The sequence below is a fragment of the Mycobacterium sp. NGS62 genome, assembly GCF_059812285.1.
In genome coordinates this window covers 99,518-121,660 of the sequence record NZ_JCALCK010000009.1, presented here as the reverse complement: position 1 = coordinate 121,660, position 22,143 = coordinate 99,518, and the positions used below count along the sequence as shown (strand labels likewise).

Annotated in this window: 18 protein-coding genes and 2 tRNA genes; 7 read left to right on the top strand and 13 right to left on the bottom strand. The window is 64.6% G+C overall.

What is annotated here, in order from left to right; genetic code table 11:
* The first annotated feature begins 40 nt into the window (after nucleotides 1-40).
* From AC5Y49_RS19290 to pknB, 4 genes are read left to right on the top strand one after another with little or no spacing between them, the layout of a single operon-like run.
* On the top strand, nucleotides 41-1,444 hold the full coding sequence (locus AC5Y49_RS19290; protein WP_499889958.1) for an FtsW/RodA/SpoVE family cell cycle protein: 1,404 nt from the start codon (nucleotides 41-43) through the stop codon (nucleotides 1,442-1,444).
* Entirely contained in the window at nucleotides 1,441-2,916 is a 1,476-nt protein-coding gene (pbpA, locus tag AC5Y49_RS19285) for a D,D-transpeptidase PbpA (protein ID WP_499889890.1), read from the top strand. Before AC5Y49_RS19290 ends, pbpA begins: the two co-directional genes overlap by 4 nt.
* Nucleotides 2,913-4,223 carry a serine/threonine-protein kinase gene (locus tag AC5Y49_RS19280; RefSeq protein ID WP_499889888.1) on the top strand — a complete coding sequence of 437 codons (1,311 nt, stop codon included), beginning with the start codon at nucleotides 2,913-2,915 and terminating at the stop codon, nucleotides 4,221-4,223. Before pbpA ends, AC5Y49_RS19280 begins: the two co-directional genes overlap by 4 nt.
* On the top strand, nucleotides 4,220-6,100 hold the full coding sequence (pknB, locus tag AC5Y49_RS19275) for a Stk1 family PASTA domain-containing Ser/Thr kinase (protein ID WP_499889886.1): 1,881 nt from the start codon (nucleotides 4,220-4,222) through the stop codon (nucleotides 6,098-6,100). Before AC5Y49_RS19280 ends, pknB begins: the two co-directional genes overlap by 4 nt.
* Here pknB and AC5Y49_RS19270 read toward each other — a convergent pair.
* Nucleotides 6,078-6,749 carry an aminodeoxychorismate/anthranilate synthase component II gene (locus AC5Y49_RS19270; RefSeq protein ID WP_499889885.1) on the bottom strand — a complete coding sequence of 224 codons (672 nt, stop codon included), beginning with the start codon at nucleotides 6,747-6,749 and terminating at the stop codon, nucleotides 6,078-6,080. The two genes, pknB and AC5Y49_RS19270, sit on opposite strands and share 23 nt — an antisense overlap.
* Before the next feature lie 33 nt (nucleotides 6,750-6,782).
* Complete coding sequence (locus tag AC5Y49_RS19265; protein ID WP_499889883.1) at nucleotides 6,783-7,532, bottom strand: DUF881 domain-containing protein; 750 nt, start codon at nucleotides 7,530-7,532, stop codon at nucleotides 6,783-6,785.
* Between the two features lie 104 nt (nucleotides 7,533-7,636).
* Between AC5Y49_RS19265 and crgA the strand changes: the two genes are divergently transcribed.
* Nucleotides 7,637-7,918, top strand: a complete 282-nt coding sequence (gene crgA / locus AC5Y49_RS19260; RefSeq protein ID WP_065014546.1) for a cell division protein CrgA — start codon at nucleotides 7,637-7,639, stop codon at nucleotides 7,916-7,918.
* 154 nt (nucleotides 7,919-8,072) lie between these two features.
* Complete coding sequence (locus tag AC5Y49_RS19255) at nucleotides 8,073-8,489, top strand: PH domain-containing protein (protein WP_499889882.1); 417 nt, start codon at nucleotides 8,073-8,075, stop codon at nucleotides 8,487-8,489.
* 10 nt (nucleotides 8,490-8,499) lie between these two features.
* On the opposite strand, the gene AC5Y49_RS19250 is transcribed toward AC5Y49_RS19255, so the two are convergent.
* Complete coding sequence (locus tag AC5Y49_RS19250) at nucleotides 8,500-9,048, bottom strand: peptidylprolyl isomerase (RefSeq protein ID WP_499889880.1); 549 nt, start codon at nucleotides 9,046-9,048, stop codon at nucleotides 8,500-8,502.
* 136 nt (nucleotides 9,049-9,184) lie between these two features.
* On the opposite strand from AC5Y49_RS19250, the gene cwsA reads away from it, so the two are divergent.
* Nucleotides 9,185-9,610: a cell wall synthesis protein CwsA gene (gene cwsA, locus AC5Y49_RS19245; protein WP_499889878.1), complete on the top strand. Its 426-nt coding sequence runs from the start codon at nucleotides 9,185-9,187 to the stop codon at nucleotides 9,608-9,610.
* A 6-nt stretch (nucleotides 9,611-9,616) separates the two neighbouring features.
* Here cwsA and AC5Y49_RS19240 read toward each other — a convergent pair.
* From AC5Y49_RS19240 to dnaA, 10 genes are all read right to left on the bottom strand, one after another.
* Nucleotides 9,617-9,689: transfer RNA gene (locus AC5Y49_RS19240), tRNA-Ala, on the bottom strand.
* Entirely contained in the window at nucleotides 9,680-9,823 is a 144-nt protein-coding gene (locus AC5Y49_RS19235) for a hypothetical protein (RefSeq protein ID WP_499889876.1), read from the bottom strand. Before AC5Y49_RS19235 ends, AC5Y49_RS19240 begins: the two co-directional genes overlap by 10 nt.
* 5 nt (nucleotides 9,824-9,828) lie before the next feature.
* A tRNA-Ile gene (locus AC5Y49_RS19230) sits at nucleotides 9,829-9,902 on the bottom strand.
* Between the two features lie 51 nt (nucleotides 9,903-9,953).
* Nucleotides 9,954-10,838 carry a DUF3566 domain-containing protein gene (locus AC5Y49_RS19225; protein ID WP_499889874.1) on the bottom strand — a complete coding sequence of 295 codons (885 nt, stop codon included), beginning with the start codon at nucleotides 10,836-10,838 and terminating at the stop codon, nucleotides 9,954-9,956.
* 65 nt (nucleotides 10,839-10,903) lie between these two features.
* Nucleotides 10,904-14,668, bottom strand: coding sequence for an intein-containing DNA gyrase subunit A (gene gyrA / locus AC5Y49_RS19220; protein ID WP_499889872.1), 3,765 nt, complete (start codon nucleotides 14,666-14,668; stop codon nucleotides 10,904-10,906).
* Between the two features lie 18 nt (nucleotides 14,669-14,686).
* Entirely contained in the window at nucleotides 14,687-16,717 is a 2,031-nt protein-coding gene (gene gyrB, locus AC5Y49_RS19215; RefSeq protein ID WP_499889871.1) for a DNA topoisomerase (ATP-hydrolyzing) subunit B, read from the bottom strand.
* Nucleotides 16,718-16,936: 219 nt separating this feature from the next.
* A complete protein-coding gene (locus AC5Y49_RS19210) occupies nucleotides 16,937-17,494 on the bottom strand; it encodes a DUF721 family protein (protein WP_499889869.1) in 558 nt (185 codons plus the stop codon).
* Nucleotides 17,491-18,639, bottom strand: a complete 1,149-nt coding sequence (gene recF / locus AC5Y49_RS19205) for a DNA replication/repair protein RecF (RefSeq protein WP_499889868.1) — start codon at nucleotides 18,637-18,639, stop codon at nucleotides 17,491-17,493. The genes AC5Y49_RS19210 and recF overlap by 4 nt, the downstream gene beginning before the upstream one ends.
* A 9-nt stretch (nucleotides 18,640-18,648) precedes the next feature.
* Nucleotides 18,649-19,848 (bottom strand): DNA polymerase III subunit beta, encoded by a 1,200-nt coding sequence (gene dnaN, locus AC5Y49_RS19200; RefSeq protein WP_499889866.1) that lies wholly within the window; start codon nucleotides 19,846-19,848, stop codon nucleotides 18,649-18,651.
* 464 nt (nucleotides 19,849-20,312) lie between these two features.
* Nucleotides 20,313-21,803 carry a chromosomal replication initiator protein DnaA gene (gene dnaA / locus AC5Y49_RS19195; protein WP_499889864.1) on the bottom strand — a complete coding sequence of 497 codons (1,491 nt, stop codon included), beginning with the start codon at nucleotides 21,801-21,803 and terminating at the stop codon, nucleotides 20,313-20,315.
* Nucleotides 21,804-22,143 lie beyond the last annotated feature (340 nt).

Below are 22,143 nucleotides of genomic sequence, written 5' to 3'. Positions count from 1 at the left end.
CCCCAGCTTGCAAGGGGACGATGAGGAGGAGCGGCGCAAATTGAGCACCGCGCCGCAGCCGGCGGTTGCAGTGACTCCACCGCTGCCGACTCGGCGCAATGCCGAATTGGCGTTGCTGTGCTTCGCCACCGTCATCACCGCGGCGGCGCTGGCCATCGTGGAAGCCAACCAGGACCGCGGATTGCGTTGGGACCTCATCACTTACGCCGCGGCTTTCCTGGCGCTCTTCGTAGGCGCGCACGCCGCCATCCGGCGCTATGCCCCCTACGCGGATCCGCTGCTCCTGCCGGTGGTGGCACTGCTTAACGGGTTGGGTCTGGTAATGATTCATCGACTGGACCTCTCCCACGCGGGCCGCGGCGCCAGTCCCAGCGCCAACCAGCAGATGTTGTGGACGCTGGTCGGCGTCGTCGCGTTCGCGGTGGTGATCAGCTGGCTGAAAGATCATCGACAGCTCGCGCGATACGGCTATATCTGCGGGCTGAGTGGCCTGGTGCTGTTAGCAATTCCCGCCCTGCTGCCACGGTCGTTCTCCGAACAGAACGGCGCCAAAATTTGGATTCGGTTGCCGGGCTTCTCGATTCAGCCGGCTGAATTCTCGAAGATCTTGCTACTCGTCTTCTTCTCAGCGGTGCTGGTCGCCAAGCGCGGTCTGTTCACCAGCGCCGGCAAGCACGTTGCGGGTCTGGACCTGCCGCGGCCGCGCGACCTGGCCCCGCTTTTGGCGGCGTGGGTGATCTCGGTCGGCGTGATGATCTTCGAAAAAGACTTGGGCACTTCGCTGCTGCTATATGCGTCGTTTCTGGTGGTGGTTTACCTCGCCACCCAGCGGTTCAGTTGGGTGGTCATCGGCCTGGCTTTGTTTGCGCTCGGAAGCGTTGCCGCGTACTTCGTTTTCGATCACGTCCGGGTCCGCGTCCAGACGTGGCTGGACCCGTTCGCCGATCCCGAAGGCAGCGGCTACCAGATGGTGCAGTCGCTGTTCAGTTTTGCCACCGGTGGCATCTTCGGCACGGGGCTGGGTAACGGGCAGCCCGACACCGTGCCGGCCGCGTCGACCGATTTCATCGTCGCCGCTTTCGGCGAAGAGCTCGGATTGGTGGGGCTGGCAGGCATTTTGATGCTCTACACCATCGTCATCATCCGCGGAATGCGCACGGCGATCGCCGTGCGTGACAGCTTCGGAAAGCTTCTCGCCGCGGGTCTGTCCTCGACATTGGCCATCCAGCTGTTCATCGTCGTCGGCGGCGTCACCAAACTCATTCCGCTGACCGGGCTGACCACACCCTGGATGTCCTACGGCGGCTCGTCACTGCTGGCCAACTACATGCTGTTGGCCATCCTGGCCCGCACGTCGCATGCGGCGCGGCGTCCGTTCCGCACCAGCGCGCGCAACACGTCGCCGATCGCGGCGGCCAGCACCGAGGTGATCGAGCGGGTATGAACGCCTCCCTACGGCGAATCTCGGTAACCGTGATGGCGTTGATCGTGTTGCTGCTGTTCAACGCCACGCTCACCCAGGTGTTCACTGCCGACGGGCTGCGCGCGGACCCCCGCAACCAGCGCGTGCTGTTGGACGAGTACTCCCGCCAGCGCGGCCAGATCACCGCTGGAGGTCAACTGCTGGCCTATTCGGTGGCCACCGACAACCGCTTCCGTTTCCTGCGCGTGTATCCCGATCCCGCGGTGTACGCGCCGGTGACCGGCTTCTACTCGCTGCGCTATTCCAGCACCGGACTGGAACGAGCCGAAGACCCACTGCTCAACGGGTCGGACCAGCGGCTGTTCGGTCGTCGGCTAGCCGATTTCTTCACCGGCCGCGACCCCCGCGGCGGCAACGTCGACACCACCATCAACCCGCGCGTCCAACAGGCGGCGTGGGACGCCATGCAGCAGGGCTGCAGCGGGCCGTGTAAGGGCGCGGTCGTCGCGCTCGAACCCACCACCGGCAAGATCCTGGCGCTGGTGTCGTCGCCGTCCTACGATCCCAACCTGCTGGCGTCGCACAACGCCGAGGAGCAATTGCGCGCCTGGCAGCGGTTGCGCGACAACCCCGACTCCCCGCTGACCAACCGCGCCATCGCCGAGACGTATCCGCCGGGCTCCACGTTCAAAGTGATCACCACCGCGGCCGCGCTGCAGGCCGGCACTACCGAGGACGACCAGCTGACCGCAGCACCCAAGATTCCGCTACCCGACAGCACCGCCACGCTGGAGAATTACGGCGGTGCTCCGTGCGGAGACGAACCCACGGTCTCGCTGCGCGAAGCTTTCGCCCGGTCCTGCAACACCGCGTTCGTCCAGCTGGGCATGCTCACAGGCGCCGACGCCCTGCGCAGCACCGCCCAGTCGTTCGGCCTGGACACTGTCCCCGATCCCATCCCGTTGCAGGTCGCACAATCCACCGTCGGCCCGATTCCGGATACCGCCGCGCTGGGGATGTCGAGCATCGGTCAGAAGGACGTTGCGCTGACCCCGCTGGAGAACGCGCTGGTGGCCGCGACCATCGCGAACGCCGGGGTCACGATGGCGCCTTACCTTGTCGACAGCCTCAAGGGGCCCGATCTGGCTAATATCAGCAGCACCGCTCCCCGCGAGCAGCGCCGTGCGGTGTCGCCGCAGGTCGCGGCTAAGCTAACAGAGTTGATGGTCGGCGCCGAGAAATTCACACAGCAGAAAGGGGCCATCCCCGGCGTGCAGATCGCATCCAAGACCGGTACCGCAGAGCACGGCACCGACCCGCGCAACACTCCGCCGCACGCGTGGTACATCGCTTTCGCGCCCGCGCAGACACCGAAGGTGGCTGTTGCGGTGCTGGTGGAGGACAGCGCCGACCGGTTGTCCGCGACCGGCGGTGCGCTTGCTGCACCGATCGGGCGGGCCGTGATCGAGGCCGCGCTGCAGGGAGGACCATGAGCCCGCGAGTAGGTGTGACGCTGTCTGGCCGCTATCGGCTGCAGCGCCTCATCGCCACTGGCGGTATGGGCCAGGTGTGGGAGGCGGTGGACAGTCGGCTGGGTCGGCGCGTCGCGGTCAAGGTCCTCAAGAGCGAGTTCTCGTCCGACCCGGAGTTCATCGAGCGGTTCCGGGCCGAGGCGCGCACGACGGCGATGCTCAATCACCCCGGAATCGCCAGCGTGCACGATTACGGCGAAACCCAGATGAACGGCGAAGGCCGCACCGCGTATCTGGTGATGGAGCTGGTCAACGGTGAGCCGCTGAACTCAGTCCTCAAACGGATGGGCAAACTGTCGTTGCGCCACGCGCTGGATCTGCTCGAGCAGACCGGTCGCGCGCTTCAGGTGGCGCACGCCGCCGGTCTGGTGCACCGCGACGTCAAGCCCGGAAACATTCTGATCACCCCGACCGGTCAGGTGAAGATCACCGACTTCGGTATCGCCAAGGCCGTCGACGCGGCGCCGGTGACCCAAACCGGCATGGTGATGGGCACCGCCCAATACATCGCCCCCGAGCAGGCCCTCGGCCACGATGCCACCCCGGCCAGCGACGTCTATTCGCTGGGAGTTGTTGGCTACGAATCTGTTTCGGGTAAGCGGCCATTCACCGGCGACGGCGCGCTGACGGTGGCGATGAAGCACATCAAAGAGCCGCCGCCGCCGCTGCCCACCGATGTTCCGCCCAATGTGCGCGAGCTCATCGAGATCACGCTGGTCAAAAATCCCGGGATGCGCTACCGCAGCGGGGGACCGTTCGCCGACGCGGTCGCCGCGGTGCGCGCCGGCCGTCGGCCGCCGCGGCCCAACCAGAGTTCGTCCTCCGGCCGGGCCACCCCCTCCGCCATACCGTCGGGAGCACAGGCCAGGGCCGCGGCGAATCCGACCGGTCGGGCGCCAGCGGCTCGCCGGTCGCGGCCCGCCACCGGGGGTCATCGCCCGCCGCCGCAGCGACGCACGTTCTCGTCCGGCCAGCGCGCGCTGTTGTGGGCGGCCGGAGTATTAGGGGCGTTGGCGATCATCATTGCGGTACTGATCGTCATCAACTCGCACGACGACACCCAGCCGCAACCGTCAGCCCCGACCGTGACCGACACCGGCACGCCAAGCAACACCTCGACGAACGCGGGCATGGCTGCTGTACAGCTGTCCAATTGGACGGATCATAGGGGAGCGGGTCATGCTGGACGTCAGAACAAGCAGCCCTGGGCTGTCGTGCTGACGCATCTCCAGCAGGCGTCGCCGGCCCGACACGAGACAACGGTATGACCACTCCGCAGCATTTGTCCGACCGCTACGAGCTTGGAGAAATCCTAGGCTTCGGCGGCATGTCCGAGGTGCACCATGCGCATGACACCCGGTTGCACCGTGACGTGGCGGTCAAAGTGCTGCGCGCCGACCTTGCCCGCGACCCCAGCTTCTATCTGCGTTTCCGGCGCGAAGCGCAGAACGCCGCCGCGCTGAACCACCCCGCCATCGTGGCGGTGTACGACACCGGTGAGGCCGAGACGCCCGCCGGGCCGCTGCCCTACATCGTGATGGAGTACGTCAACGGAGTCACCCTGCGCGACATCGTGCATACCGACGGGCCGATGCCGCCCAAGCGGGCCATCGAGGTCATCGCCGACGCTTGCCAGGCGCTGAACTTTTCTCACCAGCACGGCATCATCCACCGGGACGTCAAGCCGGCGAACATCATGATCAGCACCACGAACGCGGTCAAGGTGATGGATTTCGGCATCGCCCGGGCGATCGCCGACAGCGGCAACAGCGTCACCCAGACGGCGGCGGTGATCGGCACCGCACAGTACTTGTCGCCGGAACAGGCCCGGGGCGATTCGGTCGACGCTCGGTCCGACGTCTATTCGCTGGGTTGTGTGCTCTACGAAATCCTCACCGGCGAGCCGCCTTTCGTCGGTGACTCACCGGTCGCGGTCGCCTACCAGCATGTCCGCGAGGACCCTGTTCCGCCGTCGCAACGGCATGCGGGTGTCTCCGCCGAGTTGGACGCCGTCGTGCTCAAGGCGCTGGCCAAAAACCCCGACAACCGCTACCAGACCGCCGCGGAGATGCGCGCCGATCTGGTTCGGGTGCACAACGGTGAGCAGCCCGAGGCGCCGAAGGTGCTCACCGACGCCGAGCGAAATTCGCTGCTGGCATCGCCGCATTCCAGTGACCCGGTGGGCCCCCACACCGATCCGCTGCCGCGCCAGCCGCTCGACTTCGGCCGCGACCGCGGTGGCGGGTCGGTGGGCCGCTGGCTCATAGCGGTCGCGGTATTGGCGGTGTTGACCGTCCTCGTCACCATCGCCATCAACACGTTCGGCAACAGCACGCGCAACGTGCAGGTGCCCGACGTGCGTGGGCAGGCGTCGGCCGATGCGATCGCCGCCTTGCAAAACAAGGGCTTCAAAACGCGCACGCAGCAGAAACCCGACTCGACCGTGCCACCTGACCACGTGATCGGCACCGACCCGGGGGCCGACTCCTCGGTGGGCGCCGGTGACGAGATCACTCTTAGTGTCTCCACCGGACCCGAACAGCGTGAGGTGCCCGACGTTTCGTCGCTGAGCTACGCGTCGGCGGTCAAGAAGCTGAAAGCCGCCGGGTTCGGCCGCTTCAAGCAGGTTCAGTCGGCCTCGCCGCCGGACATGAAGGACCGCGTCATCGGCACGATTCCGTCGGCCAACCAGACCTCGGCGATCACCAACGAGATCTCCATCATCGTCGGGTCCGGTCCGGCCACCAAGCAGATCCCCGCTGTGTCCGGCCAGACCGTCGAGCTTGCCCAGAAGAACCTCGGTGTCTACGGCTTCACCAAGTTCACCGAGGCCTCGGTGGACAGCCCCCGCCCGGCCGGTGAGGTAGTCGGGACCAATCCGCCCGCGGATGCGACCGTGCCGGTGGACTCGGTGATCGAACTGCAAGTGTCCAAGGGCAACCAGTTCGTGATGCCCGACGTGTCCGGGATGTTTTGGACGGACGCCGAACCGCAGTTGCGGGCATTGGGATGGACCGGCGTGCTCGTCAAAGGCGCCGACGTCGACGCCGGCGGCTCCTCGCACAACCGGGTGGTCTCCCAGAGCCCGTCACCGGGTCAGGGCGTCAACAAGGACGGCAACATCACGCTGAAGTTCGGGCAGTAGCCGCACCGCGACCGAAACTGCCCAAGACCTCGCTCTCCAACCGGCGCACCAGTGCGTCGTCGCGGGTGTGCCCGCAGAAGGCCAGCCAGTTGGCCAGCATCCGGTGCCCGCCCTCGGTGAGGATCGACTCCGGATGGAACTGCACCCCGTGGATGGGTAAGGCCGTGTGCCGCACCCCCATGATCACACCGCTGCGGGTGCGCGCGGTCACCTCCAGCTCGGTTGGCAAGGTTTCCGGCAGGATCGTCAACGAGTGATACCGGGTCGCCGTGAATGGGTCCGGAAGACCCTGCAGCACACCGGTGTTCGTGTGAAAGACGCTGCTGGTCTTGCCGTGCAGCAATTCGGGTGCCCGGTCGACGGTGCCGCCGAACGCCACGCCGATCGCCTGGTGGCCCAGACATACCCCCAGCAGCGCGGTGCGCGCCGTGGCGCACGCGCGGACCAGGTCGATCGACGCCCCGGCGCGTTCGGGCGTGCCCGGACCAGGGCTTAGCAGTACGCCGTCGAACTGGTCGGCGATTGCGCTCGGGTCGGACAGCCGCGCATCATCGTTGCGCCACACCGCCGCCTCGACGCCGAGTTGTCCGAGGTACTGCACGAGGTTGAACACGAAGCTGTCGTAGTTGTCGACGACCAAGATCCGCATCGCATCAGGCTACCGCCCGCCCGATTGCCCAGCTCAGTAGCTCACCGGACCGGTCGGTTGGGCGACGCGCATGCGGACCGGCTCACTGTGTCCGGCGATCCGCACATCGGGCATGACCGCTTCGGTATAGCCGAGACCGAACCGCACCACATACTGCTTGTAGAGCGTCACCAGGGGAGCGGCCGCCAGCGCGGCTTGCATGGCCGCGGCATCGCCGATGGCAGTGACCGTGTACGGCGGGCTGTAGGTACGTCCGTTGAGCAGCAAGGTGTTCCCGACACAACGTGGCGCCGACGTCGCGATGATGCGCTGGTCTTGCATCTGGATTGCCTCTGCGCCCGCGCTCCACAACGCGTTGAGCACGGCCTGGATGTCCTGTTGATGTACGACGAGGTCGTCGGGGGAGGCGTCGCGGGGGAACCGGCCATTGGCGTCGCGCTGCGCATCGGTGAGCGTCACCACCAGTCCTGGCCCGTGCACCGGGTCGAGACCGGCGTCACCAGCCAACTCGGCAGAGCGTCGCAGCATCGCCGCCAGCGCGCTATCGGAAGACCGCCCGTGGGTGGAGTCGACGGTAGTGGCCAGTCGGTCGCGTTCGTTGCTGAGGGCGTCGACTCCAGCCTGCGCGTCGCGGACCATGTCGACCAGCCGCGGTGCGTCGCTGCGCCGGATCTCACTGCCGTTGGACACACCGTGGGTGGCGCCGAGCAGCAATCCGGCGAGCAGGCACACCAGCGGGACGCCGACACGCCACGGCGAGCGGCGGGCGGTCTTGTTGACCATCGGCTCTCCGTTCACTGTGCTGACGTGGGTTAGTCTCGTAGCCGAACAATGCTTGCAGCGGCCCGCCCTTATCGTTGCACCGCCCCTACTGTCCTGAGGTACCGATGCCCAAGTCCAAGGTCCGCAAGAAGAACGACTTCGCGGTCAGCGCAGTAAGCCGTACACCGGTCAAGGTCAAGGCTGGGCCATCCAGCGTCTGGTTTGTCGCATTGTTCGTCGGCTTGATGTTGATCGGGCTGATCTGGCTGATGGTCTTTCAACTGGCAGCAACGGGTCCCAGTGCGCCGGCGATGCTCGACTGGATGGCAGAGCTCGGTCCGTGGAACTACGCGGTCGCCTTTGCTTTCATGATCACCGGATTGTTACTGACCATGCGGTGGCGGTAGGGAAGCTGGCCCACATAATGAATTCAACTGCGCGATGCGTCGTTACTGGGCTAGCGACGTCGCGCTTACTCAATCACACGGATGTGATTCATCCCCATTGTTGATAGCGCTTGTGGATAACCGCATCGTCAGTGGTAGGAGTGTTGGTAACCGCATGCAGCAAACTCAATGGGCGCCGCCTGTGAACGGAATCGCTGGTTGCGGGCTCGCTGGCCTCGTGATGGCTACCGTGTGTGTGACTCTGGTCACAGACCTGCCAGGGCGGATACTGACCGGTGCGGCGGCCATCGGGTTGATCTTGTTTGCGTGGATATCGTGGCGCGCGCGACCGAAACTGGCAATCACACCCGACGGGCTCCTGGTTCGCGGATGGTGGCGAACGCAACTATTGCGGCGCCCCGATATCAAGATCGTCCGGATCACCGAATTCCGTCGGATCGGCCGCAAGATGCGGCTACTCGAGATCGATGGTGTCGACGACCAACTGCTGATTTTCTCGCGCTGGGATCTGGGCACCGATCCGCTCGACGTGCTCGACGCGCTTACCGCCGCCGGCTACGCCGGCTCCTGATACGGCTCGGTCAGGAAATCGTGACCGACTCGATGACGACGGCTTCGGTGGGCCGGTCGCTGTGGTCGGTGGGGGTGGTGGCGATCGCGTCGACGACTTTTTGCGACTCGGGGTCGACCACCTCGCCGAAGATGGTGTGGCGGCGGTTCAGGTGCGGGGTCTGGCCCACGGTGATGAAGAACTGTGATCCGTTGGTGCCCGGGCCCGCGTTGGCCATCGCCAGCAAGTACGGCTTGTCGAACTGCAATTCGGGGTGGAATTCATCGGCGAACTTGTAGCCGGGGCCGCCGCGGCCCGTACCGCTCGGGTCACCGCCCTGGATCATGAATCCGCTGATCACCCGATGGAAGACAGCGCCGTCGTAAAACGGGCCGGAACTGCCGCCTGAGGCGTTCTCGGTCGAATAGTCCTTGGTGCCCTGCGCCAGGCCCACGAAGTTGGCAACAGTCTTGGGAGCGTGGTTTCCGAACAATGCGATCTTGATATCGCCGCGGTTGGTGTGCAGTGTGGCAGTGGCGGTCTGAATTGGGCTGGTAGTCACGGCATCACAGTCTGCCATCATCGGTACCGCCGCCCGTCATCCGGTCTGGCAATCGGCGACGGCGTATGCCCATTGGGCCCGCGCTGCGCCCGATAGTGGCAGTGTGGGAGGTCCGTGCGCAGGAGTCAGGCAACGGTCGGCGGAAAGGTGGCAGATGAGCGCGAAGACGAAGGCCCGGTTGACCCCGCGGCAGCGACTAAACCGGGGTCTGACGTACTCGGCGGTGGGTCCCGTGGACGTTGCGCGTGGCCTCGTCGGGCTGGGTGCTCACTCTGCGCAGACAGGCGCCTCCAGCTTGCGACGCCGGTACCAGGAGGGCCGGTTGGCCCACGACCTGCAGTCGGCGCAGGAGACGATCGCACAAGAGCTGGCCGCCGCTCAGGAGGTCGTCAGCGGGTTGCCGCAGGCGCTGCAGGAAGCCCGCCGAGCCCAGCGCCGCAGCAAGCGCCCGTGGGTGGTTGCCGGAGTCGCAGCACTGGCCCTCGCGGGCGGTGCGGTCGCATTCTCGGTCGTGCGCCGTTCGTCGCGTCCGGAACCATCGTCGCTGCCGCCGAGCGTCGACGTGCAACCACGGCCGTAATCGCCGTGGAGCCTAGGGGATTCGAACCCCTGACTTCTGCCTTGCAAAGGCAGCGCTCTACCAACTGAGCTAAGGCCCCTCGTCGCGACCCGCGATCTGGTCGGCGGCCACATGCCAGACCTCGACGCCCCGTCGCGACCGAATCACCACCGCCAGGACGGCGATCACCGCCAGCGGCAGTATCAGTCGCGCGGAGCGTCTTGGCGAACACATGGTTGTGGGCCTAGGAGGACTCGAACCTCCGACCTCTTCGTTATCAGCGAAGCGCTCTAACCGCCTGAGCTATAGGCCCGCACTCGCGTACGGCCGAGCGACGAGATTACCGCACTGGACGCCTTCGGCACTAATCCCGGTCGGCCAGCGTGACTTCGACGCCGCCGATGAGATCGGTCGTCAGGTTGTAGACGAACGCGCCGATTGTGGCCATCGCCGTGAGCAGCACGATGTTCACCAGGCCGATCAGCACCGCGCCACCGAAGATCGTGCCGCTGGAGACGAGGTCGGCGCCGCCGCCGCTGGTGTTGTTCAGCAGGTCACCGACGTTGCTGTTGAGCTTGCTCCAGACCCCCATCCCGCCGAGCACCAGATACAGGAAAGCGACGGCGATCATCCAGACGAAGAACAGTGCCACCGACAGCACCAGCGATACTTTCAGCGTGCTCCACGGGTCGATGTGGCGGATCTGCATGCTGGCCCGCACCGGCCCGCGCGACCGCGCGCCTACCTGCAGCCGGCTGGTGGTCCTACTCGGCTCCGAGGCCCTCGCGGTGTCGGGTGCGCGATCAGGTGCGGGTTTGCGCGGCGCGGACCGGGGCGGAGCTCCGGACAAGTCGGGGAGCTCGCTGGCATACGCCTCGTTGTGCCGACTGTCGCCACGGGCGGGCGGGGCGTCTGTGTCATGCGCCGGCGCCTTCTGAGGACCGGACTGTGTGGTGGAGCCGGCGCCCGGTGCGGCGGTCCCCGAGATGAACCGAGTCAGCCGGGCTTCGACCCCGGGGGCGTGCCCCGAGGACCGCGGCTCATGGTGGCCCGGCGATTCCGATGGCGGCCGATGCTGCGGTTGCGACGGTCGCGCGCCGCTGCGCTGCCACGGCGGCACATCCCCGCCCTCGGATCCGCGACCCGCGGGACGCGCCTCCGACCGGTGTGAGCCCCCGCGGTCAGCCGAGCCATCCCCGTTGGGATTGTCGCCCGATTCGGGGTGACCCGGCTCGTTCGATGAACTCACCTTGGCTCCTTTTGGTATGCGCCTTGAGTCGCGTCAGGCAGGCTCCGGATCCATCTCGCAACCGGTTAGCTGCCTGCCTCCTCCGCATCGTCGGCTACTGCGGCTTCTTCAGCATTGCGTGCAATGGCTAACAGTGTGTCGCCCTCGCCCAAGTTCATCAACCGAACGCCCTTGGTCTGCCGACCGGCTTTACGGACCTGCCGCGCCGCCGTGCGGATCACGCCGCCGCCGGAGGTGATGGCGTACACCTCGCTGTCGTCATCGACAATCAACGCCCCAACCAGCTTGCCACGGCGGGAGTCGTACTGGATGGTGAGGATGCCTTTGCCGCCGCGGCCCTGAGCCGTGTACTCCTCGATCGCGGTGCGCTTGGCGTAACCGCCGGACGTCGCCACCAGCAGATATGTGCCTTCCCGGACCACATTCAACGACAGCAGATAGTCGTCGGTGTTGAACCGCATGCCCTGCACGCCCGACGTGGCGCGGCCCATCGGCCGCAGTGCTTCGTCGGTAGCCGAGAACCGAATCGACTGACCGTTGGCCGAGACCAGCAGCAAATCTTCGTCGGACGAACACAGCACGGCGCCGACCAGCTCGTCGCCATCCCGCAGGTTTACCGCGACGATTCCGCCGGATCGGTTGGAGTCGAAATCGGTCAACCTGGTCTTCTTGACCAGGCCCTTGCGGGTAGCCAGCACCAGATACGGCGCGTCCTCGTAGCTGCGAATCTGGATGACCTGTGCGATGCGCTCCTCGGGCTGGAAGGCCAACAGGTTCGCGACATGCTGTCCGCGCGCCGTCCGGGAGGTCTCCGGCAGGTCGTACGCCTTGGCCCGGTAGACCCGGCCCTGGGTGGTGAAGAACAGGATCCAGTCGTGGGTGGAGCACACGAAGAAGTGCCGGACGATGTCGTCCTGTTTGAGACCCGCCCCTTGGACGCCCTTGCCGCCGCGCTTCTGGCTGCGATACAAGTCCGTCTTGGTGCGCTTGGCGTATCCGGTCTCGGTGATCGTGACGACGACGTCCTCGCGGGCGATCAGATCTTCGTCGCTGACATCTCCGTCGGCGGCCACAATCCGGGTGCGCCGGTCGTCGCCGTGCTTGTCGACGATCTCTTTGAGTTCGTCGTGCACGATGCGGCGCTGCCGTTCCGGTTTCGCCAAAATGTCTTCGAGGTCGGCGATTTCGGCCTCGATCTTGGCCAGGTCGTCGATGATGCGCTGGCGCTCCAGCGCGGCCAGCCGGCGCAACTGCATGTCCAGGATCGCCTGTGCCTGGATCTCGTCGACGTCGAGCAAGTCGATCAGGCCCTGTCGGGCGATATCGACGGTTTGCGAGGCGCGGATCAGTGCGATCACTTCGTCGAGGGCGTCGAGCGCCTTGACCAGACCGCGCAAGATATGGGCGCGTTCGTTGGCCTTGCGCAGCCGGTAGGTGGTGCGCCGCACAATGACGTCCAGCTGGTGGTTGACGTAGTGCCGGATCAGCTGGTCAAGCCGCAACGTGCGCGGCACACCATCGACGATCGCCAGCATGTTGGCGCCGAAACTGGTCTGCAGCTGGGTGTGCTTGTAGAGGTTGTTCAGCACCACCTTGGCCACGGCGTCGCGCTTGAGCTCGATGACGATGCGCAGCCCAACCCGATCGCTGCTCTGGTCCTCGATGTTGGCGATGCCGGCGAGCTTGCCGTCGCGAACCTGCTCGGCGATCGAGGTGATGAAGTTGTCGTGGTTGACCTGATACGGCAACTCGGTGATCACCAACGAGGTTCGGCCGCGCGAATCTTCTTCGATCTCAGCAACTCCGCGCATCCGGATCGAGCCCCGGCCGGTCGCGTAGGCGTCGGAGATGCCTTGCGAGCCGACGATCAATCCAGACGTGGGGAAGTCGGGGCCCTTGACCTTTTTGGTGACCGCCTTCAACGTCGCCTCTTCGTCGGCGTCGAAGTTCTCCAGGCACCAGAACACCGCCTCCGCCAGCTCGCGCAGGTTGTGCGGCGGGATGTTGGTGGCCATACCGACCGCGATACCGCCCGACCCATTGGCCAGCAGGTTGGGGAACCGGCTCGGCAGTACCGTCGGCTCCTGCACCCGGCCGTCGTAGTTCGGTGCGAAATCGACTGTCTCCTCGTCGATTTCGCGCAGCATTTCCATCGCCAGCGGAGTCAGCCGCGCCTCGGTGTTGTGGCTGACAAACCCGTTGGTGATGAAAGAGTGGTCGTCAGTGTCGACCCGCAGGCTGTAGACCGGCTGCACGCCGGCGTCGGTGACCGACTTGACGCGCGCGTAGTAGAACCGGCCATCGGTGAGTTCCGAGGCGATGGTCCGCACATCCGGGTCAGCGATGCGGGACAGGATCTGCTCGCCGTCACGCCGCCATCGGGATAGCCGGTCGATGTTGTGACGATTCAGCCAGTCCTTGTCGACCCAGCGGCTGTCGCAGTGCCTGCGGATGAACCGGGCCAGCCCCGGAACGTGGTCTGCGTCCATGCCGGCACACGGCGGCATGGACGACAAGATCTCGACCAGCTTCGCCTGCTTGGCGCCGCCGAAACCGACTTGGCTGGCGAACAATTCGGCTTGCGCGCGGTTGGTGATGACGACCTTATGCTCGCCAACCGCGTGCCGGTAGCGGCGTGAAATCACGCCGAACTCAAGCAGCATCTGCTGCACGTCTTTGGCGAGCCGCTCGCTGCGCGTCGAGTACGAGATCTGAATCGTGTTGCGCGGCAGCGCGGAGCACGATCCGTCACCCTCGAAGAGTGCCTGCAGAAACACTCGCTTGACTGCGGCGGGGGAGTGCCATAGCCACTCTGGGATCCGCTTGTTTGCCGATCGCTGGCCGCACAAGTCGCCCAGTCGCGTATGCCGCAACTTTGTCAGATTGTGGATGTCCAGCTCATGCAGGACCGAGCCGGAGCGGATGGTCCTCGAGGACACATAGCGCTGACCGCCGACGACCGCGTCGTACGCCGCAACGACCATGCCGAAGTAGCTACGGTCGAGGTTGTTGAAACCCGCGCGCCTCTCCGAGACAAAGCCCTCGCTAATGAAGGCGCCGAGCAATAGTGCTTCCATGGTCGCGTGCCAGTCGGCTGGGCCGAGTTCCACTGGCGGAGTCCGCTGTAGCACGACATGGTCGTCGGGGCGGATCTCTTCGAGCAGCTTCCACAACAGCGTGGGCACGCCGCCAACATCGACGAGGCACAGCAACGGGTGGTTCGCGGTGCCCGTGACCTCATAGCCTTCCGCGGTGCGCACGGTGTAGGTCTGGTGTTCGCCGGAGTGGAAAAGCTGCTCGGCCGCCACGGGATCCCCGTGACGATCGAGAACTTTCAGATCAATAGCATTATCCGAGCTCGGCTGAGCGCCAGCAATGATGTCACCGATCCGGACAGACTGCCCAAACGGCAAGCGCACCAATGCATCTCCCGACGTACAGTAGCGCATCGCCGCCGGAGGATCGTTGCCCGGCGAGCCGAAGTTGCCTTGGCCGTCGACTAGGGGATAGCGCAGCGACCACGGCTGGGCCATCCGCACCAGGGTGTCGTAGATCGACGCGTCGCCGTGCGGGTGGTAGTTGCCCATCGTCTCGGCAACGGAGCGCGCGGATTTGGCGTGACTACGGTCGGGGCGGAACCCCGAGTCGAACATCGCGTAGAGCACCCGCCGGTGTACCGGCTTGAGTCCGTCGCGTACTTCCGGCAGCGCGCGACCGACGATGACGCTCATGGCGTAGTCGATGTAGCTGCGCTGCATCTCCTGCTGGATGTCGACCGGTTCGACGCGGTCGGCGGCGTCGCCGCCCGGTGGCAGCGTGGTGTCTGTCATTGATATCCCTTGTACGTCTTAAACATCCAAGAAGCGAACATCTTTGGCGTTACGCGTGATGAAGCTACGCCGGGCTTCGACGTCTTCACCCATCAGAACCGAGAACAATTCGTCGGCGGCAGCAGCGTCGTCGAGAGTCACCTGGCGCAGCACTCGAACCGACGGGTCCATGGTGGTTTCCCACAACTCCTTGGCGTCCATTTCACCGAGACCCTTGTAGCGCTGGATGCCGTCGTCCTTGTTGATCTTCTTGCCGGCCTTCTGCCCGGCTTCCAACAAGCCGTCGCGCTCACGATCGGAATAGGCGAATTCCGGATCGCTGCGCTGCCACTTCAGCTTGTACAACGGCGGCTGCGCCAAGAACACGTGTCCGTTCTCGATCAGCGGACGCATGAAGCGGAAAAGCAACGTCAGTAGCAACGTGGAGATGTGCTGACCGTCGACGTCGGCGTCGGCCATCAGCACGATCTTGTGGTAGCGCAGCTTGGTGATGTCGAATTCGTCGTGAATGCCGGTGCCCAGCGCGGTGATGATCGCCTGGACCTCGGTGTTCTTCAGCACCCGGTCAATACGGGCCTTCTCGACGTTGATGATCTTGCCGCGCAACGGCAGTATCGCCTGGAACATCGAATCGCGACCGCTCTTGGCGGAGCCCCCGGCCGAATCACCCTCCACCACATACAGTTCCGACTTACGCGGATCGGTGGAACGACAGTCGGCGAGCTTGCCGGGCAGCCCACCCAAATCGGTAGCGCTCTTGCGGCGCACCAGTTCTCGGGCTTTACGGGCAGCGATGCGGGCCTGGGCCGACGACACCGCTTTGTTCACCACCGTCTTGGCGTCACTCGGATTGGCCTCGAACCAGTGGGTGAGCTGTTCGTTGCAAACCTTCTGCACAAACGACTTGACTTCGGTATTGCCCAGCTTTGTTTTGGTTTGACCCTCGAACTGCGGTTCGCTGACCTTCACCGAAATCACCGCGGCCAAACCCTCACGGATGTCATCCCCGGTGAGGTTGGGATCTTTGTCTTTGAGCAGCTTCTTGTCTTTGGCGTATTTGTTCACCACCGAGGTCAGCGCCGCGCGGAAGCCCTCCTCATGGGTACCGCCCTCGTGCGTGTTGATCGTGTTGGCGAACGTGTGCACCGACTCCGAATAGCCGGCATTCCACTGCATGGCGATCTCGACCTCGTGGCCCGGGCCCTTGCCGGAGAAGTCGACGATGCTGCTGTGGATCGAATTCTTGGTGCGGTTGATGTGTTTCACGAAGTCGACCAGGCCGCCCGGGTAATGGAAGGTGCGGTGCTTGACCTTCTGCGGAGCGTTGCGCTCGTCGGCCTGCTCACGCGCTGACTTCGGCGCTTCGGCCGTGTCGCTGACGACCTCGTCTACGACTTCCTCGGCGGCAACGCGCTCGTCGACCAGGTCGATGGTCAACCCCTTGTTGAGGAAGGCCATCTCTTGCAGCCGCCGCGCCACCGTCTCGAAGTCGTATTCGGTGGTCTCGAAGATGTCCGGGTCGGCCCAGAAGCGCACCGTCGTTCCGGTCTTCTTAGTCTTCTCGCCCTGTTTGATGGTGCCGGGCACCGAATGGTCGTAGAACTGCGCCCATTCGTAGCCGTCGCGGGAGATCTCGACCTCGAGCCGAGTCGACAACGCATTGACCACCGATACGCCTACCCCGTGCAAGCCACCCGAGACCGCGTAGGCGCCGTCGTCGCCACCAAACTTGCCGCCGGCGTGCAGCTGGGTCATCACGACGTCGACGGTGGGCATGCCGGTCGAATGCATCGATACCGGGATACCGCGACCGTCGTCGGTCACCTGGACGCCGCCGTCCTCGAGGATCTTCACGTCCACTGTGGAGGCAAAACCGGCCATGGCTTCGTCCACCGCGTTGTCGACGACTTCCCAGATAAGATGGTGCAGACCTCGCTCGCCGGTGGACCCGATATACATGCCCGGTCGTTTGCGAACGGCTTCCAGCCCTTCAAGAACCTGGATGTCCCCGGCGTCGTACGAATTGCGGGCCTTCTTCTGGGCAGCCACGGTCGGACAGCTCTCCTTGGGGTTGCGTGGACGCGGTGCAGTTACCGCGCGCTGGTTCTCGGCCAGTCTACCGGTAAGGGCCGACAGCACCGACTCTGCGAGGGCGTTTCTACACAGCTATCCGGCTCGTGCGCGGAATTTTTCAGTCTTGGTTGCGTCCTGACGCTTGCCAGACGAACTCGCTTCCTTGTGACGGCCGTGAGCCGATCGTTCCCATCCTCAGCCATAGGTATCGCGCGGGCCCCTTCCGGCGATGTGCAGTGGGCCTTTCCGCCACGACGGTGCCGTCGGTCCGGTGATTTTCAGGGAGGTCACCACGCCGTTTCCGACTTCCGCGGCAATTTTTGCTATCAGCTGGGCCTGCATGATCCGCAATTGGGTCGCCCAGGCCGTGGATTCGGCCGCCACACTCAACACCCCGTCGCGCAGCGCCGTCGGTGTGGCGTGTTCGGCGATCTGTTGACCGACTACCGAGGGCCATTGCCCGAACACGGCTCCTTCGGCGACCCGTGCAGACCATCCTCGCTTCTTGGCCACATCACGCGCTGCCCTGCCCAGCGGTTGCGGGTCTCGAGTATCGGGACCCGGCCCGGACCAGCGTCGGCGGGTCGAGCTACCGGCTACCCGGCGGGCAGCTGGCCTCAACGGCCGGCCGCGCCCAACGTCTTTGCCCTGACTGCGGGCAACGCCGCGCGCCTCCTCAAGAGTGCGCCTGACCAGGTCCATACCGGGTAAGCCGCGGAGGTGTTCGGGCGGACCCGCCTCGGAGCCGGTCATGGTTGAACCACCGAGATGCGCCCGTCGTCACCGTCGTGCAATGCGATAGTCACCCGGGTGGCGTCCCAGTCGCGGGGTATGTCGTCGGCGACCGCGGCGGTCACCAATACTTGCTCCGCCGACGCCGCTGCAGCGGCCAAGGCTTGCCGCCGGCCAACGTCGAGTTCAGCGAACACGTCGTCGAGCAACAACACCGGCTCACCTCCGTCGGCACGCAGTAATTCGTAGGCGGCCAGCCGCAGCGCCAACGCCATCGACCATGATTCCCCATGGCTGGCAAAGCCTTTCGCGGGCTGATCACCAAGCCGCAACTCCAGATCGTCGCGGTGCGGACCAACCAAGGACACCCCCCGTTCCAGTTCGGCGTCGCGGCGCCGGGACATCTCCGCCAATAATGCGGTTTCGAGGAACTCCGGGTCGATGCCAGCGTCGGGGGAGATATCAATGCTGGCGCGGTAACCGATCGAGGCCAACCGCGAGCCGGGGGCCAACAGCTCATAGGCTTTCTGAACTTCGGGGGCCAATTCGTTCACCAGCTCCATCCGGGCCGCCATCAATTCGGCGCCGCGGGCGGCAAGGTGTCCGTCCCATACGTCGAGCGTGTCCAGCACACTGCGCTCGTCTCGATATCGTGCGCCAGCCGCCGACTTGAGCAACGCTGTACGCTGACGCAGCACTTTGTCGTAGTCGGCCCGTACCGCCGCAATCCGGGGCCGCCGTACGGTGGCCAAATCGTCGAGATAGCGGCGGCGCTCCGCAGGGTCACCGCGAACCAGCGCCAAATCCTCCGGCGCGAACAACACCGCACGTAGCACGCCCACCACTTCGCGGGCACTACGTACCGGCGTGCGGTTGAGCCGCGCTTTGTTGGCACGTCCGGCTGTGATTTCCAGGTCGACCGCGCATTCCCGGCCGTCGTTGACCACAATCGTCGACACCACCGCCCGCGATGCCCCCACCCGAATCAGCGGCGCATCCGTGGCCACCCGATGAGAATTCAGAGTTGACGAATACCACAGCGCTTCAACAAGATTCGTCTTCCCGTAGCCGTTTGGGCCGACAAAGACGGTGCGTCCAGGTCCCAATTCGAGGTCAACATTTGACCACGACCGGAAGTCGCGCAGGCCAAGACGACGCACGTACACGCGACCCCGCTAACCGGGCAAACGGACCGGCATCAACAAGTAGACGTAGTCGGTCGGCACGGCAGGAAAAGGCCCGTTATCGCTTGCCGCGACGTCGTCGGATGCGGGCCGTAACACGGCGGGCCGGCTGGGCGTAGTAAAGCCGAACGAAACGCGTTCCGAATGCAGCGACCCCAGCCCGTCAGTCAGGTAGGTCGGGTTGAACGCGATCGTCAGGGGCTCACCGGCGAACTCGACTGGCAGATCCTCTTCGGCACGGCCGACGTCATCTGCCCCGGCCGAAAGTCGCAGCGCATCCTCGCCGAACTCCATCCGGACCTGCGCACCCCGGTCGGCTACCAGCGCGACACGTTTGATTGCTTCGGTCAACTCGCTCACCCCGACAGTTGCCACCGCCGTATGTTCGGTCGGCAACAACTGGCGGAACTTTGGGAACTCGGCATCCAGCAACCGGGTGGTACTGCGCTTGCCATTACCGCTGATCCCGAGCAAGCCGTCTTGACCGACGGCGGGTCCAGCGCCCAACGACAACCGCACATCCGAGCCGTCGGTGCCGGTCTTGGCGGCTTCGGCCAAGGTCTTGGCCGGCACCAGCACCGCGGCTTCGATGTCGGGCGTGATCGACGACCAGGAGAGCTCGCGAACCGCCAATCGGAACCGGTCGGTGGCGGCCAGCACCACCGTGTCGCCCGAAATCTCAACCCTGATCCCAGTCAGCATCGGCAACGTGTCGTCGCGGCCGGCTGCCACGGCAACCTGGCCGATGGCTTCGGCGAACAGATCCGCTGACAACGCCCCAGTCTCTTCGGGTAGTGCCGGCAGCGTCGGGTAGTCCTCGACGGCCATCGTCGGCAGCGAAAACCTGGCGCTTCCGCACGTCAACGACACCCGCGTCCCGTCGACGTGGACGTCCACAGGTTTGTTCGGCAACGCCCGGGTGATATCCGATAGGAGCCTGCCGGATACCAAAACCGTTCCGGGCGAGGCGATTTCGGCCGCAAGTCGGACTTCGGCGGAAACCTCGTAGTCGAATCCGGAAATGGTCAGCCCGTCGTCCGAGCCGGTCAGCAGTACGCCGGCAAGCACTGGCACCGTCGGCCTGGAGGGCAGATTCCTCGCCACCCACGCCACCGCGTCGGCGAAGTCTTCCCGCACCAGGCGGAACTTCAAGTCGGTGAGGCCGACTCTCGTCGTCGTCGCCACGTCCATAGCGTCCCTTCATCACCTCGAACAAGATTCATACTCAGCGGCTACTCCCCGGTGACGAACGCCTGTGCGTGTAATCCGCCGCGACGGCCGTAACGGCAGTCGAACAACAACCGTAGAGCTTCCGGCGCCATCTTGAAAGCTAATCGATCGCAATGACACTCGATGGCGGCACCGCGCCTTCCCAGGTGTGGAACCCTGCTTCCCCAGGGTTGTTTTCGAAGAACAAACTACGAAGAGATACCAGTAACAGTATTAAGTCCTGTGCAAATTGGGGACGGCGCGGTGTCCGCGCTGCTGGGGGAGTCGACGGGCTGTGGATGACGTTGCGGGCGGCTGTGGGGTTTGTGTGTGGTCGCTGGGGATCGCGCGGGTTCTGCACGAGATACCGTGACACAGCCGGCTCATCTCGACCGGTTGCTCACAGCTGTATGCACAGCATGAGAGGTCAAAAAAATTTTGGAAAGTCAGCGCTTGGAACGCTGGCGAATGCGGGTGGTGAGTTCTTTGACGTGATCGAAGACCTCGCGTCGCTCCGCCATCTCGCCACGAACCTTGCGTTCGGCATACATGACCGTGGTGTGGTCTCGGCCGAATGCCTGTCCGATCTTGGGCAGCGACAAGTCGGTGAGTTCGCGGCATAGATACATCGCGATTTGTCGGGACTGGGCCAGCGCGCGGGTCTTGCCAGGGCCGCGGAGCTCCTCAACGGTGGTATCGAAGTATTCGGCAGTGGCGGCCATGATGGTGGCCGAGCTGATTTGCATCGTGCTGGCATCGGCGATCAGGTCACGCAGCACGATCTCGGCGAGCGCCTTGTCGATCGGCGTCTTGTTCAGCGACGCGAACGCGGTGACGCGGATCAATGCGCCTTCGAGTTCGCGGATGTTGCGTTCGATGCTGCTGGCGATCAGCTCGAGTACATCGTCGGGAACAGCCAGGCGTTCCATCTGCGCCTTTTTGCGCAGGATGGCGATTCGGGTTTCGAGCTCGGGCGGTTGCACATCGGTGATCAGTCCCCACTCGAAGCGGGTCCGCAGCCGGTCTTCCAGGGTTGCCAGTTGTTTAGGCGGGCGGTCGGAAGAGATCACGATCTGCTTGTTGGCGTTGTGCAGCGTGTTGAACGTATGGAAGAACTCTTCCTGGATGCCTTCTTTGCCCTCGATGAACTGGATGTCGTCGACGAGCAACACGTCCACGTCGCGGTAGCTGCGTTTGAAGGCCACCTTGCGGTCATCGCGCAGTGAGTTGATGAAGTCGTTGGTGAACTCTTCGGTGGAGACGTACTTGACGCGCATGCCAGGGAACAGCCGCTGGGCGTAGTTGCCGGCCGCATGCAAAAGGTGTGTCTTGCCCAGTCCGGACTCGCCCCAGATGAACAACGGGTTGTAGGCGCGGGCCGGTGCTTCAGCAATCGCCAGGGCGGCCGCGTGAGCGAAGCGATTAGACGCTCCGATGACGAAGGTTTCAAATGTATATCGACGGTTGAGGCTGGTGCCGCCGCCGGCCGCCGCGTCGTTGCCGTTGGGGCGTTCGGTGAAGTAGGTCGGCCAATTTGCGTGCGCCGCGGCGAGCGCTTCGCGATCGTCATCGACTTCGTCGGACTCGTCGGGGAGCGCTGTCGCGCTGGAGTCGGGCTCGTCTTCGGGCGGCGGGGCGATGCGCACGCCGAGCTCGACCTGTTGTCCAAGTCGTCGGCTCAGGGTCTCGGTGATCTGACTGCGTAGATGACGCTCGATTTCGTTTTGCACGAAGCCGCTGGGCACCGACAGCAGAGCAAAGCCTTCGACGATCGTGAGCGGCTGCACTAGGTTCAACCAGGCTTTTTGCTGGGGTGTCAGCGGTGTAAGGAAGGGTTCACCGTTGCTGGGGGCGTCATCCGGATGGAGTTCACCGTTGAGCTCAGAGACAACCGCGTTCCAGACGGTCGCAAAACCTACACCGGGATCATCGCTCAACGACGGATCCCCCTGCTTCGAAGTCGAGATACAACCATTAATCGCGCCGACGAACTGTCCACATGGTTATCCACAGGTGTGGAAAGGAGGGTCGTCATCGCGGCACTATCTGTCGGCGACGGCATGCGAAATCGGCGCTTCCGACAGCCAGCATAGGTTGTCTGGGCAGTGGGCCGAACCGCCATCCTCGCTACGTTGTCGGGGACCGTTCCGATCTGGAACAGCTTGAAAACTGCACCGCCCGAAGCTAACAGTTTTCCGTGGAAGTGCCAACCATTCCGCAACATTCGCCGCCGCCTCGATGAGGTTGCGGCAAGGCGCCGTGACGGGTGTGAAAACA

Coding starts and splice junctions, on each gene's coding strand:
- dnaN (WP_499889866.1), bottom strand. CDS start 19,848: ATGGACGTGGCGACGACGACGAGAGTCGGCCTCACCGACTTGAAGTTC.
- cwsA (WP_499889878.1), top strand. CDS start 9,185: ATGAGCGCGAAGACGAAGGCCCGGTTGACCCCGCGGCAGCGACTAAAC.
- AC5Y49_RS19255 (WP_499889882.1), top strand. CDS start 8,073: ATGCAGCAAACTCAATGGGCGCCGCCTGTGAACGGAATCGCTGGTTGC.
- pknB (WP_499889886.1), top strand. CDS start 4,220: ATGACCACTCCGCAGCATTTGTCCGACCGCTACGAGCTTGGAGAAATC.
- AC5Y49_RS19250 (WP_499889880.1), bottom strand. CDS start 9,048: ATGGCAGACTGTGATGCCGTGACTACCAGCCCAATTCAGACCGCCACT.
- AC5Y49_RS19210 (WP_499889869.1), bottom strand. CDS start 17,494: ATGACCGGCTCCGAGGCGGGTCCGCCCGAACACCTCCGCGGCTTACCC.
- AC5Y49_RS19265 (WP_499889883.1), bottom strand. CDS start 7,532: ATGGTCAACAAGACCGCCCGCCGCTCGCCGTGGCGTGTCGGCGTCCCG.
- crgA (WP_065014546.1), top strand. CDS start 7,637: ATGCCCAAGTCCAAGGTCCGCAAGAAGAACGACTTCGCGGTCAGCGCA.
- AC5Y49_RS19270 (WP_499889885.1), bottom strand. CDS start 6,749: ATGCGGATCTTGGTCGTCGACAACTACGACAGCTTCGTGTTCAACCTC.
- AC5Y49_RS19235 (WP_499889876.1), bottom strand. CDS start 9,823: ATGTGTTCGCCAAGACGCTCCGCGCGACTGATACTGCCGCTGGCGGTG.
- gyrA (WP_499889872.1), bottom strand. CDS start 14,668: ATGACAGACACCACGCTGCCACCGGGCGGCGACGCCGCCGACCGCGTC.
- pbpA (WP_499889890.1), top strand. CDS start 1,441: ATGAACGCCTCCCTACGGCGAATCTCGGTAACCGTGATGGCGTTGATC.
- AC5Y49_RS19280 (WP_499889888.1), top strand. CDS start 2,913: ATGAGCCCGCGAGTAGGTGTGACGCTGTCTGGCCGCTATCGGCTGCAG.